Here is an 18,571-nt window from a genome sequence, read left to right on the forward strand (position 1 = left end):
ACTTAAAGATGAAAAGAATTTTATTACTATCAATGCCGCTGCTTTTATTCATTTCAGGAATACTGGTGGCTCAAACCACAAAACAAACGAAGCCGGCCACCCAGGAAAGGGTTATCAATATTGACTTCAACAAAACATCTGGAAAGCTGAACAGGATGTTTAATGATTGCGTTGGCGCAGGCCGCGCCAATGAAGGGCTCCGGGCAGATTGGCAACAGCAGCTTGCATATGTAAAGAAAGAATGCGGTTTCAGATACATCCGTATGCATGGTCTTTTAACAGACGATATGGCTGTATATACGGAAGACAGTAAAGGTAACCCGGTGTACAGCTACATGTACATTGATGCTTTATTCGACTATTTACAAAGTATAGGCATGAAACCCTTTGTTGAACTGGGCTTTATGCCCTCCGCACTGGCCAGCGGTTCCAAAACAATCTTCTGGTGGCGCGGCAATGTAACTCCACCAAAGGATTACGAAAAGTGGGCAGCATTGGTGCGGGATCTTACCAGGCATTTTACAGAACGTTACGGCGCAGAGGAAGTGAAAACCTGGTATTTCGAAGTTTGGAATGAGCCAAACCTGGGTGGTTTCTGGGCCGGTACGCAGGAAGACTATTTCAAGTTATACTCCTATAGTGCAAAGGCTATTAAAAGTGTTAACTCATCTTATCGCGTTGGAGGGCCAGGTACAGCCGGGGCCGCCTGGGAACCTGAAATGATTGCCTACTGCAATAAGAATAATGTGCCGATAGATTTTATAAGCACGCATGCCTATGGCGTAAAGCAGGGATATCTCGATGAATTTGGCAACTCGGGCACGGTACTAGATAAAAATCCCATGAGCGTTAGCGGTGATGTCCTTCAATCACGCAAGGAAATTGCCGGTTCTGCTATGCCAAACCTGGAGCTTCACTACACCGAATGGAGTGCCTCTTATACCCCGGCAGATCCTATCCACGACAGCTATCACGAAGCTGCGTATGTTTTGCAGAAATTAAAACAGGTGGGTAAGGCCGCTAACTCAATGTCGTATTGGGTTTTTACCGATATTTTTGAAGAACCCGGACCCCGTTTTACACCGTTTCACGGAGGCTTTGGCATGCTGAATACGCAGGGTATTAACAAGCCGGTATTCTACGCCTACCAGTTTTTGAACAGGTTGGGAAATATTGAATTGGTAAATAGCGATTCCACCTCATGGGTATGCAGGGATGCTACAGGAAATATCCAGGTACTGGCCTGGGATTTTACCCATACTCACCCGGGAGATTCCGTACACAATCAGCAATATTATATCCGTGATCTTCCTTCAAAATCAAAAGGAAAGTTGAAGGTCAATATTGCAGATATACCGGGCGGCGCCTATGCACTGGAAGTATATAAAGTCGGCTACCATAACAACGATGCTTATTCCACTTATCTCTCTATAGGAAAACCGGCACAGCTTAACCGGCAGGAAGTTGAACAAATAAAGAAGCTAAATGATGGTTCGCCCGTTACCAGGGAAGTTATTACTGTAAAAGCCGGGATACCTTTCACAAAGGAGCTGGAGATTCGGGAGAACGATGTTTTCTTCTTGAATATTATCAAACTGTAATGATTGCAAACAATTACTAAAAACAAAACCAATGATCAGGAAAACCCTTTTGTTTTTGTTGTGCCACATCATCCTTTATACAGCCGTTGCACAAAAAGTTATTATTTCAGTTAATCCTACTCAAAACAAACGCCTGATTTCCCCATACATATATGGCCGGAACGAAAGCTTTGACAAGCCCGCACAATTTTATAAGGATGCAGGTTTACGTTTCGCCCGTATGAATGGAGGTAATAATGCAACATGTTATAACTGGCGCAAAAAAATTACGGTCCATCCCGACTGGTACAATAATGTTTATGGTACCGATTGGGATGCGTACGCACAAAACATTGCGGCCAATTATCCTGGTATGCAGGGAATGTTTGCCTTTCAATTACTGGGCAGAGTAGCATCCAATACCAGTAATAACTTCGATGATTGGGCTTTCAACCAGGCCCAGTATTGGGCCGGAGTTGGTCAGAATTTAGCCGGTGGTGGTGTACCCAATACTGAAAACCCTTCCGGTAAGGCGTTGGTGGAGGGTAATATTAATTTGTTTACGCAGACATGGCTTGCCGATTCTGCCGTGGATATTCTTAATCATTGGTTTGGAGCCAATGGTTTGGGACTAAACAAAAATCAATTTTTGTACTGGAATATGGACAATGAAGTGGACATATGGAGTGGCACCCATGACTATGCTATGCCAACTCAAATATCGGCTTCTGTTTTTATGGATCACTACATAGAACTAGCAAAGAAAGCAAAAGCTCTATATCCAGGCATCAAGCTCTGTGGGCCGGTTACAACCTCGGAATGGCAATGGTACAAATGGTCAAATGAAAGTTTATACATAAATGGCAGGTATTATTCCTGGATTGAGTATTTTATAAAACGCCTCGGGGATGAATATAAGGCAACCGGTATCAAGCTGGTAGATGTAGTAGATATTCACAATTACCCCTGGTATAATAATGACGATGCTGCGGCATTACAGGGTCACCGGATTTATTATGATACGACGTATGATTACCCGGGTTCAAACGGTATTAGAACAAGTACCGGCGGATGGGATGTGTCACTTACCAAACAATATATTTTCAAGCGTATCGATGGCTGGTTAACTGAACATTTTGGCGCCAACCACGGCATAACATGTGGGATAAGCGAATGGGGTACCATGTCAGGCAGCAACCCAAGCCTTGAATCTGTTATATATGCTTCGCATCTGGGCACCTTTGCAAACAATAGCGTTGAATTCTTTTCTCCGTGGAACTGGTCTGTTGGCATGTGGGAAACATTGCATCTCTTTAGCAGGAATGCAAAAAAGTATAGTGTATCAAGTACTTCGTCTCTCGAAAACATGGTATCTGCTTACTCCTCAGTAAATGAAAATGCCGACTCCTTAACGGTGATGCTGGTAAGCCGGGATAGGACTGCTTCCCGCACTGTTACCATCAATCTAAGTAACTTCACGGTGGCTGATGGAAATTATCAAACATTGCAGTTGTCGTCTTTACCGGCACAGGAAACTTTTGTGTCGCACACGCAAAATGCGCTGAACCAAAATACAGTAGCGGTAAATTCAAATTCACTTACCATAACAGTACCGGCTCTTTCTACAACGGCAATTCTGCTGGTGAAAGCCGGAGGTGCTGCGACTTACATTACGCTGACCAACCGCGCTACAGGGTTATACCTTGATGGTTTGGGCCATATTACCAACGGTGCTGATGCCGGTCAATGGTCAGAAAGCAGTAGTTATAACCAGCAATGGACTATAGGGTCTATTGCGCTGGCAAGAAGATCGACGGTCATAGATACTTTATCATCATCACTGAAAATGTATGAGCCCACGAGTAACCAGGTATCAGTATATCCCAATCCTTTCTCATCAACATTCAATATAATGATTGATAAACCTGCTGAGGTGGAACGGATTGTTATATTCGACGTCATGGGTAAGCAGGTTGAAATGGCGAAACGTATCTCAGTTTCAAGCTTAATGTCAATGGGAGGAGCGCTGAAAGCCGGTACATATATAGTCCGGGTAGAAGCAGCAACATGGTTAAAGACATTTAAAGTTTTTAAGGTAAATTAGCAACAAATAGTTCTTCATTTTAATGCTGATTGAAGAATCTCTTAGAATATCAAAATAATATTAACAATATGGTTCTTAGTACGATGAGATATTTGCTTTGTGGAATCACTTTTTTCCTGTGTTCAATCAGTATTAACTATGCTCAGGTAAAGGCCCCCGGTCCATTTGGCCCGGTACCAACGGAAAACCAGATGAGATGGCAGGAAATGGAATACTATGCTTTTGTCCATTTTTCTTTAAATACTTATACAGATCAATCGTGGGGATTTGGCAATGAAGATGTCAAACTATTTAACCCGCAAAAGCTGGACTGCCGTCAGTGGGCCCGTATATGCAAAGAAGCGGGCATGAAAGGAATAATACTTACGGTCAAACACCACTGCGGTTTTTGCGTCTGGCCGTCTAAATACACGGAGTATTCTGTAAAAAATGCTCCCTGGAAAAATGGGCATGGAGATGTGGTCCGGGAAATGGCAGATGCCTGTAAAGAATACGGCTTAAAATTGGGGATATATTTGTCGCCCTGGGATAGAAATCACCCGGATTATGGAAAGCCTGAGTATATTACCTACTTCAGGAATCAACTTACAGAACTGCTCACCAACTACGGGCCGATTTTCGAAGTGTGGTTCGATGGGGCTAACGGCGGGTCCGGATATTATGGCGGCGCTAATGAAACCCGCACCATTGACCGTACTACTTACTACGACTGGCAGAATACATATAAGTTGATCCGCAGGCTGCAACCCGACTGCGTGATATGGAACGATGGTGGCGATAGGGCAGACCTGCGCTGGGTGGGTACCGAAGGTGGATTAGTGGGTGAAACGAACTGGAGTTTACTAAATGGCAAAGGCGAGGTGGAATGGAATATGTTGCATCATGGCCTGGAGAGCGGGGATTCCTGGGTGCCAGCCGAAGTAAATACTTCTATCAGACCAGAATGGTTCTATCATCCACATGAAGATAACCACGTAAAAACAGTGCCGCAATTAATGGAAACATACTATAATTCCATAGGTCGCAACGGCACATTACTGCTTAATTTTCCAATTATGCCTAATGGGCTGATTCATCCAAATGATGAAAAAGCTGCGCTTGGATTGGCCAAAGCCGTAAAGGAAGCATTTGCCGTGAATCTTGCTGCAAACATGAAGGCGGAAGCCTCCAATGTCCGGGGGAATGCCAAACAGTTTGGGCCAGGTATGGCCATTGATAATAATAGAGATACCTATTGGACAACTGATGAGGATGTGACTAACGCGTCGCTAACAATAGATTTCGGCAAACCAACTACCTTCAACCGTTTCCTGGTTCAGGAATACATCCGGTTAGGACAACGCGTGAAAACCTTCACGGTGGAGGCGCTTGTTGATGGAAACTGGAAACAGCTGGCAAAAGCAACCACAATCGGATATAAGCGAATTCTCCGTTTCCCGGCTGTAAAGGCAACTCAGGTTCGTCTTAATATTACCGGTTCAAAAAGCTGCCCGGTAATTTCCAATATCGGCATTTATAATGCACCACAGATCCTCGCTGCCCCTTCCATAACCAGGAATCAGTCCGGTGAAATAACCATAACTCCGGCAGATATGGAGTCGGTTGTTTACTACACGTTGGGCAGCGCGCAGCCTACCTCTAAATCAAAAAAGTACACCGGTCCCTTTCAATCAGAAGGGAAGCTCGAAATAAGCGCTATTGCTTACGAACCAGCTACTGGAAAGAGCAGTCCTGTGTCCCGGGAGAAATTTGATATTTCCCGGAAGGACTGGAAAGTTATTGAACCAAACGATGAAAAGGCAAACCTGATCCTGGATGGAAACCCATCTACTGCATGGCATCAAAACAAAGACAAAAAAATGCCTGTTGACTTGTTACTCGATCTGGGAAGGGAGCAAAAGCTATGCGGTTTTAAATATCTGCCGGACCAGGGAAATACCTCCGGTGCAATTGCAAAGTACCAGTTTTTTGTTTCGCAGGACAATCAGGAGTGGAGGCTTGCAGATGAAGGCGAATTTCCCAATATAAAAAACAATCCACTATGGCAAACGAAAAGCTTTACAGCGGTGAAGGCCCGTTATGTAAAATTTCGCGCTGTGCGTGAAGTGAATGGTAACAATGATGCAGGATATGCGGAGGTAGATGTGATCACCCGATAGTTTGTGTGTCTGCCCATATATCTTATATCCCGATTAAATAAAATTTACAAGGATCATAACGAAAGCAAACGATTTCAATGATAAAGATTGGCGAAACCTCGATTTACCACATGATTGGAGCATTGGAGGAACGATAAATTCCAAAAACCCAACCGGCGGTGCAGGTGGATACTTTCCTGCCGGGATAAGGTGGTACCGGAAAATAAGGCAACATTTGGCAAAGCATGGCATGGGCGCACCTCAGTCGTCATCAGAAGTACGCAGCTTACAGTTATTTCAGGCGGGTTATCTGATGGCACTTTAAATATCAAAGCGCGTTAATATTTTTCCTAAGAACCTGTTTATGTAAAGGGGATGTATCAAAAGTAGTTTAACAGGTTTGAAAAACCGGATAAATTACTTTTGATACATCCTTTTTTATGTATTCACTTATTTTACATGGATACTTTTGAAAAACGTATCCACTTCTTTTACCCACAATTCCGGGGCTTCCAATGCTGCAAAGTGACCGCCTTTTTCCATGATAGTAAACCGTTTTACGTTTGCTTTTCTTTCCGCCCATTCCCGTGGAGTTGGGGCATCACCGGGGAATATTGCAACGCCGGTGGGCGTATTAACCTTTTGACCCGAAGCTAGTTGCTGAAAAGAGCCTTCGGCATAAGTGCGCATGGAAGAGTTAATCGTTTGGCTTACCCAATAGATCATGATATTGGTGAGCAGTTCGTCCTTTGTGAAATGATCCTCAATAGCACCACCCGGAGTACGCCAGGTATTGAACTTTTCAATGATCCAGGATGCCAGTCCTGCAGGGGAATCATTCAGGCCATAGGCCTGCGTTTGTGGTTTGGTAGCGTGTAGCATGGCATACGCTCCTTCCCGGTACCACCATTGCTGTATAAACTGTCCGAATTCCTGCTCAGCTTTGGACATGGTACTCCAGTCTTCCGAACCGTTGGGATATCCCACGTCCGACAGGTGGATGGCTGTTACATTTTCAGGATAAAGATTGGCGATTGATTTGGTGATGCCGCTGCCTACATCTCCTCCGGCCACCAGGAAAGTCTGATAGTTAAGTACCTCTTTCATCAGCGTAGCGAAAATTTTTGCAGAACCATCGTCTGTCATGGCTACGTGCCCGGAGAAACCGAAGCCGGGAATGGAAGGCACTATCACGTTGTAGTCGTCTGTTAACAGGGGAATGGCTTTGTAATAGCGATAAAAACAATCAGGCCATCCGTGTAAAAGCAGCAGAGGTCTGGCATTTGGGTTTTTACTTTTGATGTGCAGGAAATGAATGGGGAGGCCATCTATTTCCACTGTGAACTGTGGAAATTGGTTAAGGGCGGCTTCCTGCCTGCGCCAGTCGTATCCGTTTTGCCAGTAGGCAACAAGGCTTTTGAGAAATTCAGGGTCAGTGCCGTATTTCCAGCCAATGTTTTCAGGCGCATCGGGCCAGCGGGTTTGGCGGAGGCGGTTTTGGAGATCGTCCAGTACAGTTTGTTGTACATCGATTTTGAAGGGCTTTACAATGAACATATTGTTGTTTTTTTTGGTTTGCGCGTGGGAGGTTACTGTTATCGTTGCAATGACCAGTAAAATAATGATTTGTTTCATATGTTGCGTGTTTGTTGAAACAAAATTATACACGGGTTGTGACAACAGTATGTCAGTTGCAAACCAGCAGTTTTATTAATATTTTTTGACTGCTTTTTAATGACTTGAAAGCCTTTGACCAGGCTTTCTCCCTTAGCCCTGATCACATTGGCATCGGGCTTAGGGGGCAGTGTTGCCGCATGAAAGTTTGCCACCAGGTTATAGCGGGCCGTATCCTGCAAAACGTTGTGGTAATTGATGATTAACTTTTGTTCATAAAATGCTCCAGCAATTCCCGCTTGTAGGTTTTACCAACCGGCAATATCAAACCCTTTTCCAAATGTACCTGTGTTCCTTCCAACTGTTGTATTCTTGACAGCGCAACTATATACGACCGGTGTATCCGTTTAAAGTACCGCTTGTCTAACTGTTGTTCTATTTCGATAGTAGTTGATGCGCTCAGGTACATTTTTTCATCCGTAAATACCTTGACATAGTTACCATAGCTTTGTATATGTGAAATAGAGCTGGTTATTATTCTGATTATCCCGGTATCAACTTTTAGCATTAAGGAATTGTTTGCAACCTGCTCCACTGTTGAAGCTGTATTGCTGGCAACAGGCGGCCTGTAACGGGTAAACACTTTATTTATTGCTGCCATAAATTTGGCAAATTCAAAAGGTTTAACAAGATAGTCTACCACCTGGTACTTGTACCCTTCCAATGCATACTGGGTGTAAGCTGTGGTTAACACAATTAATGGCGGATTGGACATTGCCTCCAGCATTTCCATCCCTGATAAACCTGGCATGTTTATATCCAGGAAGAGCACGTCGACGGGGTTTTTAAAGATGAAATCCATTGCGTCAACGGCGTTGTAAAAATTCCCTGTTAATACGAGACTGCTTGTTCCTTTTATATAATGACCCAGAACCAGGTGCGCTCCTTCTTCGTCATCGACGATAATACAACGTAATGATTCCATAAGCTACTGGTGATTTAATAGTATTTTTAAAACGACCCTGAATTTGCTTTCATCCTGAAAAATATCGAGTTGATAATCTCCTGCATATAGCAACTCCAATCGCTCGCGGATAGTTGCCAGTCCAATTCCTGTAGAATCTCTTTTGAGTGTTCCATCCCCTAAAGAATTTATAATATCAACGATCAATGTCTGTTGTTCCAGTTGTATGTTAATATGCACATACCATTTCCGGGTAATGGTAATACTATGTTTAAATGCGTTCTCAATTAACGTAATGAGGATCAATGGAGCAATAGAAAGCCTATCCGGTTTCAGATCTCCTTGTTGTACAGCATAAGCAATTTCGCAACGCTTTCCAATCCGTTCCTTTTCTATCGCTATATAATTTTCTATGAAAGCTATTTCTGCCTGCAGCGAAACGAGCGGCTTGCGCCCATCTTCAAGCTGATAACGTATGAGGTTGGATAATTTCAAAATTAAATCCGGCGCCCGCTCAGGTTCAGCTAAACTCACACCATAGAGATTATTGAACATGTTGAAAAGAAAATGCGGGTTCAACTGGGCATGCAGCAGCCTTATATTCATTTCAGCGAGCAGCAGCTTATCTTCGGTTCTCTTTCGGATTTGCGACGCGTGTTGCCTGATTAAGAACAGGAACATGATGGTGCTTATGCTGGCGATACTGATAACAAAATGATAAAGTAAAACAGACATAACACTCTCTTGTTGTAAAATATCCGGTTCAATCCAAAAACAATCTATCGGAAAAAGCACCAGTGTTCCTATGAGTAAAGCGCCGAATGTTACTATAGCATATTTTCCATATTTCCTGCTCCAAAATAATGGCAGAATAAAATGCCAGTGAAACTTTGCCTGTGCATATAGCATTACAAAAAAAACCAGCCCTTTTATAATGGCATTGAATGAATCCAGCTGGAACCACTGATTCACCATAGTCAAAATGAACATGGCTGCAAAAATTCCGATTTCCTGCAGGTAACGCTTGTTAAACCAATTTATCGTATATGCCATCTGCTGTGTTTTATCCGGGATACCCAAAGGTCATTCTTTCACGTAAATAGGAAAAATTCAAATGGCGAACGTCGTTCGTCATTTGAATAGCGGTTTTGCTCATTCTCATTTCCCGCTGAAAAATTAAACTTTTTCCTTTGCCTGCAGTAAGATAAAACTTCATTATTAAAAACTGACAATTCCGATGGCTGCGAAATTTTTTGCTTTATTCTTGCTGACAGTAGCTTCAGTGGCAGTTAAAGCTCAGTATATACTCTCCGGCGAAAAAGCCTCTTTTCAAATCAAAGGTGTTGTGGTGGACACTGCAGATAACAAGCCCCTGGCACTGACCACAATCATCCTGCGATACAAAGACAGCGCCGTTGCTAAAACTGCTGTAACCGGTAATGATGGCAGGTTTATTTTGACGGGGCCTTTAAGTGGAACTTATGTGCTGAGTATTTCACACACCGGTTATGAACCATATTCAAGAGTTATGGAGATAAATGTACCAGACCTTGATATGGGCAAATTTATCCTGGTGAGGCAAAGCAAACAGTTGAATGAGATAGTCATACAAAGCCGTAAAGCCTTGCTTCAGAACAAAGGGGATAAGCTGGTATACAATGCCGCCGCCGATATCGGAAATAAGAGCGGGTCGGCAGCGGATGTTTTGCGGAAGGCGCCGATGGTAACTGTTGGCTCAGATGGCGTTGTAAAGCTCCGGGGAGATGCCAATATTAAAGTTTTGCTCAATGGCATCCCATCGGGAATTCTTGCTAAAAATCTTAAAGAAGCCTTGAAAATAATCCCGGCCAGTTCCATACAATCTATTGAAGTGATCACCGCGCCTTCTGCCAGGTATGAAGCGGAGGGCGCAGCAGGCGTCATTAATATTGTTACGCGGAAAAAAGTACAACATACATCCGGCAACCTTAACCTGAGTGCCGGCAACCTGGAACAGTCTGCGAACCTCGGTTTGAGCATCTCCCGGAATAAATTTGATGTTAATCTCATGGCGGGTGGCAATGTTGAAAAAGAACGGAGGAAAACTGATTTAAGCAGGAGCTTACTATACAACGGACTAAATACCGGCAACCTTGTTCAGCGTTCCGACGTGACACAGAAAACCAAAGGAACAAGTATAGAACTGGGAACTGAGTACCGGCCCGATTCATCACAAAAGATAGGCGCTACACTCTCTTACTGGCATGAACAATGGCCCGTGAAGAGCAGCTTATATAATTATTACAAGGATGCCAAAGGCATTACTGAGTATAATCAAAACGCTGATCAGAATGGAAGTTATCATTACTATGATCTTGCGCTCAAATATCTGAAACGGTTCAAGCGTAAAAAGCAGGAATTGCAGTTATTGGGAAATCATAGCCGTTCCGCAGATCGCTCTGATTACAACACAGACCAGTTCAGTCCTGATGGCAGGCATTTCTTTCGTGAGTTGAGTCCTAACAAAGGACTTAGCAGGGATTATAGCTTCCAGTTAGACTATACCCATCCACTCAGCAAAGACGGACAAAATTTTCTGGAAACCGGTATGCGTTGGAGTAAGAACAATGCTGCCAGTAACTATACCGTGTTCAATAACCGTAGTAGCCCCGGTAGCAGCGATCTGAAACAGGATCCGGAGCGTAGCGACTCGATGACTTATTTCCAGGATATTATGGCGGTTTATTTAAGCACAGAATTTGAAACCAAAAGCAGGTGGCGGTTCCGGCTGGGCGCCCGCTATGAGTATACCCGGCTCGGGGTGCGTTTCAAAGGAGCAACTCCTTCTTTTGAAACTGGTTTTAGTAACCTGGCGCCCAACATCCTGGTTGCAAAGAAAGTAAGTGAGGAACAGGAATTTAAATTTAATTATACAGAACGTATTCGCCGGCCCTTTATCTGGGATCTTAATCCTTATGTGGACGCAAGTGATCCCCGTAATGTCATGCAGGGGAATCCCCGTTTGCGCCCGGAAATTACGCGTATGCTGGAAGTTTCTCACGCTTACAATATGTCGTCCGGTTTTACCCTGATAAGTAGTATCTACTTCAACTTTAACTCAAATTCAATAGAGTCTCTTGCAACAGTTGACAGCAACGGTATATCAAAGACTATTCCCCGGAATATTGCCTCCAACAGACGTTTGGGCGCAAATATCAATGCATACACCGTAGTGAACGACAACTGGACAATCAACGGTGGCCTGGAATTTTACCAGGTATGGTTTAAAAGCCAGGCTTTGCAAGTTGGTAATAACGGCTTCTTTCACTCTTTTAATATCAACACTTCTTATACCGCTCCCGGTGGTTACATATTCGAACTATCCGGTGATTATAGTAACGGTTTTATCACCCTGCAAGGCAAAAACACTGCTGACTATACCTACCGACTGGCCATTCAAAAAGAGATCCTGCAAAAAAAAGGAAGCATTACGCTTTCATTCAACAATCCTTTTCAGAATTATGTAAAACAGCGAAGTGTGGCTACGGCCCCTTCTTTTCAAAACGAGGCCACTATGCGGTACTATAACCGCTCCTTGTCTATAGCCTTTCACTGGCAGTTCGGAAGGGTTCATAAAAGCGATGAAGGGAAAACGCCAATTGAACAGGCGGAGTATCCTGGTCGCCGGAAAAGGAACAGGTAATGGTTAACCAGATACCGGTGTTTATCGATGCAGGAAGGATACCGGTATCTTAGTAAGTGATAGTTAACCTCAATAAGGTATTATAAAGAAACGGGAGAGAATTAACCGGAACTCGACTAAAAAAGAAAAACCCGCGACTAGCGCAGGCTTCGTCGATATTTCGCGGGCTACGAGGGACAAGTTTCGAACCAGTTTACGGAAGATTTTATCTAAAATTCAATCCTTTGGGATACTCCCTCATCCCCCTGTTCGAGAATCTTTATGATCGGACCGGTGCCGGGGTTTACCTCAGTGACGGAAACCGGAGCTTTAATTTTGGGCGAAGGGCTTAATTTTGATTTTGGAGATTGAGCAACAGCCATTAGATTCATGCAAACAAAGGCGGCCAGGCTTAAAGATTTGATCAGGGTACTTGATTTCATAAACAATAGATTTGGTGTCTATTTACAATAATAATTATTCCAGCGTCAAACTATGTAACCGATTAAATGGTTAAATTCGAAATGTATTCAGAACATTTAAAAGAAGTCAATAATTAAAGTGCTTATCATGACAGCAGATGAAATTTATTTAAGAATCGGTCAGGGAATCGTTAATGTTATTGAAAAGCGAGAATTGGCCTAGTGCCAGGCTGGAAATTGAGGTTGTTGGCAAGGGTGTTGTTGGTTATACCGGAGATTACCTTGAAAACAATGAACAAAGGGATATGTCCGTAGAAAACATTGATGATGACATTTCAGAATGGTCAAACGAACTACATGAAATTACTACTGAAGGCAGTATTAACAGGTGGAACAGAGCAATTTTTAAATTAACTCCTGACGGTAAGTTCGATATGGAATTTATTTGGGATCAGGAGCTACATGATCAGATCGAAATGCTAAATTAGTTAATGGATATGCATAGAGAACCACTACGGGATAATGCCTATTGGCAAAAATGGATTGATGATTGTATTGACGCCGTTCGGGAACTGCAGGACAAACTAAAGGTGACACCTTTTCCAGAAAAATGGAAAAAAAACAGCATTACCCAAAATCTTTATTATGACAGTAAGCGGCTGATTACTTTAAAGTACTCCGGTGATAGGCCAATAGAAGAAATCAAAGCGGATTACCCTCAACTTATCGAGGCATGGGAGGCCTACAATCAGCATATCAGTACCGGGGACAATAAAAAACACTTGCTGTTAACACATGATTACTATAGGGTGCTAACCCTTATTAGTTGGGGCATTATCTTCAGCGCAGCTGCTGACCTGTTCGGGAAAATTGCAAATCATATTCATAGCAATGGAGAAGATGCTTTGATCGAAACTTTATTGGCAACGAGGCTGACAGATAGAATTGCGACAGATAAACTTATCTATCCAAAATCTTTTGAACTGCTGTACAAAGCTATACAATCCAAAGGCGAAGAACAGGTGACTTTGGTAAAAGATTATTTGAGTAATTGGTATAAGCATATGAAAGACTTTATTAATTATGATGCGCATAAGGCCAAAGGTGAGGGCGGGTTTGAAGGGTATTGGAGCTTTGAAACGGCTGCTGTAGTTGTACTGTATAATATTGATGACAGCGGTTTCAGGGACATGGATTTCTACCCAAAAGATATGGCCGACTTTGGAAAGGTTAACCGTTAACGTTATTCATAATAGAGCTGAAATTGAACATCATTACTTAAACAAGTAAGCTATGGAAAAGACAAATGAATTAATTAAAGAAATCATTCAAGGTGCCGGAGACAATATCCCCTCAGACCGTTGGGACAATTTCTCTATTACTATACAGGCATTAAATAAAATGATAGCGATAAAGGCTGTTTACGAAGCGGGCGGCAAAGTGCTTTCATTTGATCCTGAAGAAAATGGGAATGATATTACCATGAAGATAAAATCTCTGCGTGAACACATGTACCGTTTCTCTTCTGGTCAAGGGGCTTGGTATTCTGCCTATTTTACAGTGGACCATACCGGGAAATTCCAAACTAATTTTGATTATGATCACAAGCCTGAATTTAAATACACGCCCTCTGATGATAAATTTGTAGACGATCTGAAAACCTTTCCGCGTGATGAAGCTTTAATCCCACAATGGTTGCATGAACTTCTCCGTCCTTAATCCAATTTATATATTCTGTAAGATCGTTGTTATGACAAATGGGAAATACAGTCCATTGTAACCTATGTGATGAAATCGTAAATTTGTAAGCGACTATAAGGCAGACCATAGATGTTAAACGATGTATGAGAATATCCGTAAATGTTGATACCTGTTTAAATTCCATTTTGGGTTTAAGGGACGAGTTGGACCCGGTGTGTGACCGCGTAAACGAAAAGTATGGTACAGTCAGTATGCCGGAAGTGATGGGCATTGCCATCAGGTGTTTGCCAGATAACATCGGGAGAAAGCGCTTTACACGCTACGATAAAAAAGACCGCTACTTAACCATTGATCTCACTATTAGTTACGAAAAGTATAAATTTCCAGACTTAATAGAAAGCGTTTTTTTAAACGACTTTAAAAACTGGTGTAATGAAATCGGCTGGCTAAATTATTTACAATCCCATCCAACACCATCATATTTAGCCACTGTTGGGGTAAGCGCGCCTATCCCTCCTATTCCCGGAGTCAGGGTTGCTTTCCCTCCATACTGTTCAGCATATTTATTTAGCGCCTGGCGGTAAGTGACGTTCATCCCTTCCCAGTCAATGGGTCCGCTACTGTATCTATTCATAACGTCCTGCAAGGCCTTATTATCTATATCGGATAGTAATTGGCATCTTTCCGTCTTTAGATGCCTTTGATTTCTCCAGAATTAATAGAATGGAAAGTTTTTCATTGACCTTCATAACACACATTTTAGGTGATCGAATAAAAATTCGCCCGTTCCTAAACCCTTCTCACAAAAACATTAGGGTTAACCGAGGGTACCAATTTCGGAAATAAAATAGGTACCCTTTTAGGTACCCTTTCTCTTTGGTAATGTTTGTTATTACTTAATATGCTTTTCTTGCTAAAATTAAAGGGAAATCGACTAACTAATCAACTATAAAAGAAAAACCCGCGACTAGCGCGGGTTTCTTCGAGATTTTGCGGACCGGACGGGACTCGAACCCGCGACCTCCGCCGTGACAGGGCGGCATTCTAACCAACTGAACTACCGATCCTTAATACAGACGGGCCTTTCAGCCGATCTATATCCCCCTTTGGGGAGTGCAAATGTAGCAACATTATTTTCAAACAACCAAATTTTTTTGAAGAAAATCAGAAATTTATTAACCTCCGGGCGAAATGTGGATTGCTGTTGACCGCTATTGTAAAACATTTGGGGCGGAAGTGTCTAACGGGAACGGTTATATTACCGGGAAAGAACCATCACCGGGATTTTGATATATTTGAAGTATTTCACATATTGCAGAGGTGTTTGTAAACGACCCGTAAATAAAATGAGTTATACCGGTATCATCACCCTGGCAATTATTCTCACTAATGTGGTTATTTCCTGGAAAGGATTTAAAAGCCGCTCTTTTTTCAATAAATATGAATTTGAAGTGGAAAGGATCCGGCTATACAGGGAATACCGGCGTTTGATCACCTGCGGATTTCTGCACGTCAGCTGGAAACACCTGATCTTTAACATGATCTCCCTCCTGCTTTTCAGCATGATGCTGGAAGCGGATATGGGGCCGGCAGCTTACGTTTGCATTTACCTGGGAAGTCTTATCGGAGGGAACCTGCTTTCCCTGTACATTCATCGCCGCGAAAGCGACTATAGTGCAGTGGGCGCATCCGGGGCGATCTGTGGAATCATTTTCGCTTCCATTGTCCTGTATCCGGGTATGATGGTGAGTTTCTTCGGACTGTTTCCCTTGCCGGGATGGGGGTATGGCATCGTGTATATATTGTATGCTATCTACGGCATTAAGTCACGCCGCGATAATATAGGCCACGACGCCCACCTGGGAGGCGCTATGGCGGGCATGCTCATTGGGCTGATGATAGAACCGGCAGTGATTATGCAGCACATCGCTGTTATCATTGCGCTCACGGTACCCTGCGTATTCTTTATGTATGTAATTATCCATAAGCCTCATATTATCCTGGTTGATAATTACTATTATAATCAACATCATGTGCTGGCGGATATAGATGACTTGTACAATGTGGAAAAAGCCAACCGTCAGAAAGAACTGGATGCTATTCTCGATAAAATTCATCACAAAGGGATCAACAGCTTAACCAAAACAGAAAAGGAGAAGCTGGAACGATACTCCCGCCAGATAAGTTAATAACGGAGCAGTCAATGGCCGGTTTCCTGGATGAAATCTGGTTCATTCAGACCGGCAGGCGGGTGGGGAGCATGTGTATCCGCTCAATTTTCATTACTTTAGTGGCGATACCACCAACCTTATCAACCATCAGCGTATTCTGCAACGATAATGCATGATAATATCTATATTGACAAATCACTGTTTCAACGCATTTCAGAGGGCGATGAAGCGGCGTTTGGTATCCTCTTCAATACTTCCCTGACAACGCTGGAGCCATTTATCCGGAAAATGGTGAAGTCGCCCGAAAACGCCAAAGAAGTGATCCAGGCTACTTTCCTGCGGGTATGGCTCAGCCGCGATAAGCTCGCGGACATCGATCATCCGAAAGCCTGGCTTTATAAAGTAGCCGCCAACGAATGCTACACTTACCTGAAAAAAGAAGCTACTGAATACCGGTTGCGCGGAACGGTAGCGGCAACAGCCGATGAAGCAGATACTGCTACCCTGCGGCTTACCTTAAAAGAATTGCATACTATTATTGAAGAAGCCGTGATGTTATTGTCGCCGCAACGCCGGCGCATTTACCAGATGAGCCGCAACCGGGGCATGAAGATCCCGGAAATAGCCACAGAGCTGGATTTGTCGCCCAGCTCTGTAAAAAATGCATTGGTATTTTCCCTGAAAGCCATAAGGGAACACCTGCGCCGCAACGGGCATACCATCCCGCTTGTTTACCTGATCTTTATCTGTAAGTAAAAAAATATTTTTAAACAGATAGGTCCTTTATGTCGTCAGCCTATTCTTAATACGGGGGAGCCGTTTAAATCCCGGTTTTCTTTTTACGCATGCAGGAGCAAAGGATTATATATTTATTGCAGCAGCGGCTTTCCGGTAATGAAACTGCCGCAGAGCAGGAAGAGTTGTACACATTGCTGGAAGATGACGGCAATATGGAAATACTCATGGCCGCGCTCACGGATCTGATGTGGCGGGCGCCTGCTGATACCGCGCTGCCGGATACCGCCGCCCGCACCGCTTTGCTGCAAAGTATTACCGGCGCCGATCTTACCACTCCTTTTGTGGAAACAGCGCCACCGGTGAAAACGATCCACCGCATCTGGTGGGCCGCCGCCGTTGTGGTAGGCCTGCTGCTCGCCACCGGCTTATATTTCCTGTTCAGGCCATTGACATCCGTAAAACCCACTCCTGCACTCGCACAGCGTTATAAAAACGATATCGCCCCCGGAGGCAATAAAGCCATGCTTACCCTGGCAGATGGCTCCCGCATAGTACTCGACGAAGCCAAAAATGATACGCTCGGCAAACAAGGCAGTACCAGCATCATCAAACTGCAAAACGGACAGTTGCTGTATCATGCCACCGGCGCCACCGCCCCGGTTACTTACAACACCTTAAGCACCCCCCGCGGCGGACAATACCAGCTTACCCTGCCGGATGGCACACGGGTATGGCTCAATGCCGCCAGCTCCCTGCATTTCCCCACGGCCTTTACAGGTAACAACAGAACGGTGGAACTCAACGGCGAAGGATATTTTGAAGTAGCGCCATTATCCGGAAACCCCTTCCTGGTAAAGGCCAGCGGCGCCGACATCACGGTGCTGGGCACCCATTTTAATATCATGGCTTACACCAATGAAAACGCCCTGGCGGTAACCCTGCTGGAAGGCGCCGTGAATGTAGGCCGTAATGGTACCATAAAAAAACTGCTGCCAGGACAACAGGCACACATCAGCAACAATAACAACATCACGGTAACAGGCGCCGATGTACAGGAAGCCGTAGCCTGGAAGAACGGCTTTTTTATCTTCGACCGCGCAGACATTACCACCGTGATGCGGCAGCTGGAACGCTGGTACGACATAGATGTAGTGTATGAGGGCGCACCGCCCCAAATGCGCTTTGGCGGCGGTATGCAGCGTAGCCTGCCGCTGTCGGGTATCCTGAAGATATTAGAAAAGAATGGAGTACTGTTTAAAATAGAAGGAAGAAAAATAACCGTATTACGATCGTAAGCAAGCCATATTTTTTAACACTTAAATCTAACCAGCTATTGTATTAGAAGTAATCAAAATCAACTAAAACCAGCGCCATTAAAAAACCAGTGATGGGCAAACATCACTGGTTACAGGCAATAAATTATTCGTGTAAACTCATTTTTATCACCGAAATCAAATGTATGATTTTAACTGCTTTGT

15 protein-coding genes and 1 tRNA gene are annotated in these 18,571 nt (G+C 43.7%); 10 read left to right on the plus strand and 6 right to left on the minus strand.

Annotation, left to right across the window (positions count from 1 at the left end):
- The first annotated feature begins 8 nt into the window (after window positions 1-8).
- From ACMXI2_RS02455 to ACMXI2_RS02465, 3 genes are all read left to right on the plus strand, one after another.
- Entirely contained in the window at window positions 9-1,601 is a 1,593-nt protein-coding gene (locus tag ACMXI2_RS02455; RefSeq protein ID WP_483780140.1) for a GH39 family glycosyl hydrolase, read from the plus strand.
- A gap of 31 nt (window positions 1,602-1,632) precedes the next feature.
- Window positions 1,633-3,684 carry a glycoside hydrolase family 44 protein gene (locus ACMXI2_RS02460; RefSeq protein WP_483780141.1) on the plus strand — a complete coding sequence of 684 codons (2,052 nt, stop codon included), beginning with the start codon at window positions 1,633-1,635 and terminating at the stop codon, window positions 3,682-3,684.
- 83 nt (window positions 3,685-3,767) lie between these two features.
- Window positions 3,768-5,843 carry an alpha-L-fucosidase gene (locus tag ACMXI2_RS02465; protein WP_483780142.1) on the plus strand — a complete coding sequence of 692 codons (2,076 nt, stop codon included), beginning with the start codon at window positions 3,768-3,770 and terminating at the stop codon, window positions 5,841-5,843.
- 429 nt (window positions 5,844-6,272) lie between these two features.
- On the opposite strand, the gene ACMXI2_RS02470 is transcribed toward ACMXI2_RS02465, so the two are convergent.
- From ACMXI2_RS02470 to ACMXI2_RS02480, 3 genes are all read right to left on the minus strand, one after another.
- The gene (locus tag ACMXI2_RS02470) at window positions 6,273-7,457 is read right to left on the minus strand and encodes an epoxide hydrolase family protein (RefSeq protein ID WP_483780143.1); all 1,185 of its coding nucleotides are present in this window, start codon (window positions 7,455-7,457) and stop codon (window positions 6,273-6,275) included.
- 241 nt (window positions 7,458-7,698) lie between these two features.
- Window positions 7,699-8,421 carry a LytR/AlgR family response regulator transcription factor gene (locus ACMXI2_RS02475; protein ID WP_483780144.1) on the minus strand — a complete coding sequence of 241 codons (723 nt, stop codon included), beginning with the start codon at window positions 8,419-8,421 and terminating at the stop codon, window positions 7,699-7,701.
- 3 nt (window positions 8,422-8,424) lie between these two features.
- A complete protein-coding gene (locus ACMXI2_RS02480) occupies window positions 8,425-9,453 on the minus strand; it encodes a sensor histidine kinase (RefSeq protein WP_483780145.1) in 1,029 nt (342 codons plus the stop codon).
- A 184-nt stretch (window positions 9,454-9,637) separates the two neighbouring features.
- Between ACMXI2_RS02480 and ACMXI2_RS02485 the strand changes: the two genes are divergently transcribed.
- Entirely contained in the window at window positions 9,638-12,082 is a 2,445-nt protein-coding gene (locus ACMXI2_RS02485) for an outer membrane beta-barrel protein (protein WP_483780146.1), read from the plus strand.
- Between the two features lie 209 nt (window positions 12,083-12,291).
- Here the strand turns inward: ACMXI2_RS02485 and ACMXI2_RS02490 are convergent, their stop codons facing one another.
- Window positions 12,292-12,504, minus strand: coding sequence for a hypothetical protein (locus ACMXI2_RS02490; RefSeq protein ID WP_483780147.1), 213 nt, complete (start codon window positions 12,502-12,504; stop codon window positions 12,292-12,294).
- Between the two features lie 179 nt (window positions 12,505-12,683).
- Here ACMXI2_RS02490 and ACMXI2_RS02495 point away from each other — a divergent pair, with 179 nt between their 5' ends.
- The 3 genes from ACMXI2_RS02495 to ACMXI2_RS02505 are packed head-to-tail and all read left to right on the plus strand — an operon-like array spanning window position 12,684 to window position 14,202.
- Entirely contained in the window at window positions 12,684-12,971 is a 288-nt protein-coding gene (locus ACMXI2_RS02495; RefSeq protein WP_483780148.1) for a hypothetical protein, read from the plus strand.
- Window positions 12,972-12,980: 9 nt separating this feature from the next.
- Window positions 12,981-13,724: a PoNe immunity protein domain-containing protein gene (locus tag ACMXI2_RS02500; RefSeq protein ID WP_483780149.1), complete on the plus strand. Its 744-nt coding sequence runs from the start codon at window positions 12,981-12,983 to the stop codon at window positions 13,722-13,724.
- Window positions 13,725-13,776: 52 nt separating this feature from the next.
- The gene (locus ACMXI2_RS02505; RefSeq protein WP_483780150.1) at window positions 13,777-14,202 is read left to right on the plus strand and encodes an immunity protein YezG family protein; all 426 of its coding nucleotides are present in this window, start codon (window positions 13,777-13,779) and stop codon (window positions 14,200-14,202) included.
- 433 nt (window positions 14,203-14,635) lie between these two features.
- Here the strand turns inward: ACMXI2_RS02505 and ACMXI2_RS02510 are convergent, their stop codons facing one another.
- Together ACMXI2_RS02510 and ACMXI2_RS02515 are read right to left on the minus strand one after the other, a co-directional pair.
- On the minus strand, window positions 14,636-14,818 hold the full coding sequence (locus ACMXI2_RS02510) for a hypothetical protein (RefSeq protein ID WP_483780151.1): 183 nt from the start codon (window positions 14,816-14,818) through the stop codon (window positions 14,636-14,638).
- 359 nt (window positions 14,819-15,177) lie between these two features.
- Window positions 15,178-15,251, minus strand: a tRNA-Asp gene (locus tag ACMXI2_RS02515).
- Window positions 15,252-15,530: 279 nt separating this feature from the next.
- On the opposite strand from ACMXI2_RS02515, the gene ACMXI2_RS02520 reads away from it, so the two are divergent.
- The 3 genes from ACMXI2_RS02520 to ACMXI2_RS02530 all read left to right on the plus strand — a co-directional run bounded on the left by ACMXI2_RS02520 (window position 15,531) and on the right by ACMXI2_RS02530 (window position 18,388).
- Window positions 15,531-16,373 carry a rhomboid family intramembrane serine protease gene (locus tag ACMXI2_RS02520; protein WP_483780152.1) on the plus strand — a complete coding sequence of 281 codons (843 nt, stop codon included), beginning with the start codon at window positions 15,531-15,533 and terminating at the stop codon, window positions 16,371-16,373.
- Window positions 16,374-16,523: 150 nt separating this feature from the next.
- Window positions 16,524-17,111, plus strand: a complete 588-nt coding sequence (locus ACMXI2_RS02525; RefSeq protein WP_483780153.1) for an RNA polymerase sigma factor — start codon at window positions 16,524-16,526, stop codon at window positions 17,109-17,111.
- Window positions 17,112-17,200: 89 nt separating this feature from the next.
- The gene (locus ACMXI2_RS02530) at window positions 17,201-18,388 is read left to right on the plus strand and encodes a FecR family protein (RefSeq protein WP_483780154.1); all 1,188 of its coding nucleotides are present in this window, start codon (window positions 17,201-17,203) and stop codon (window positions 18,386-18,388) included.
- Window positions 18,389-18,571: the final 183 nt, after the last annotated feature.

It is taken from the genome of Chitinophaga sp. G7 BAM 1005 (assembly GCF_057126945.1).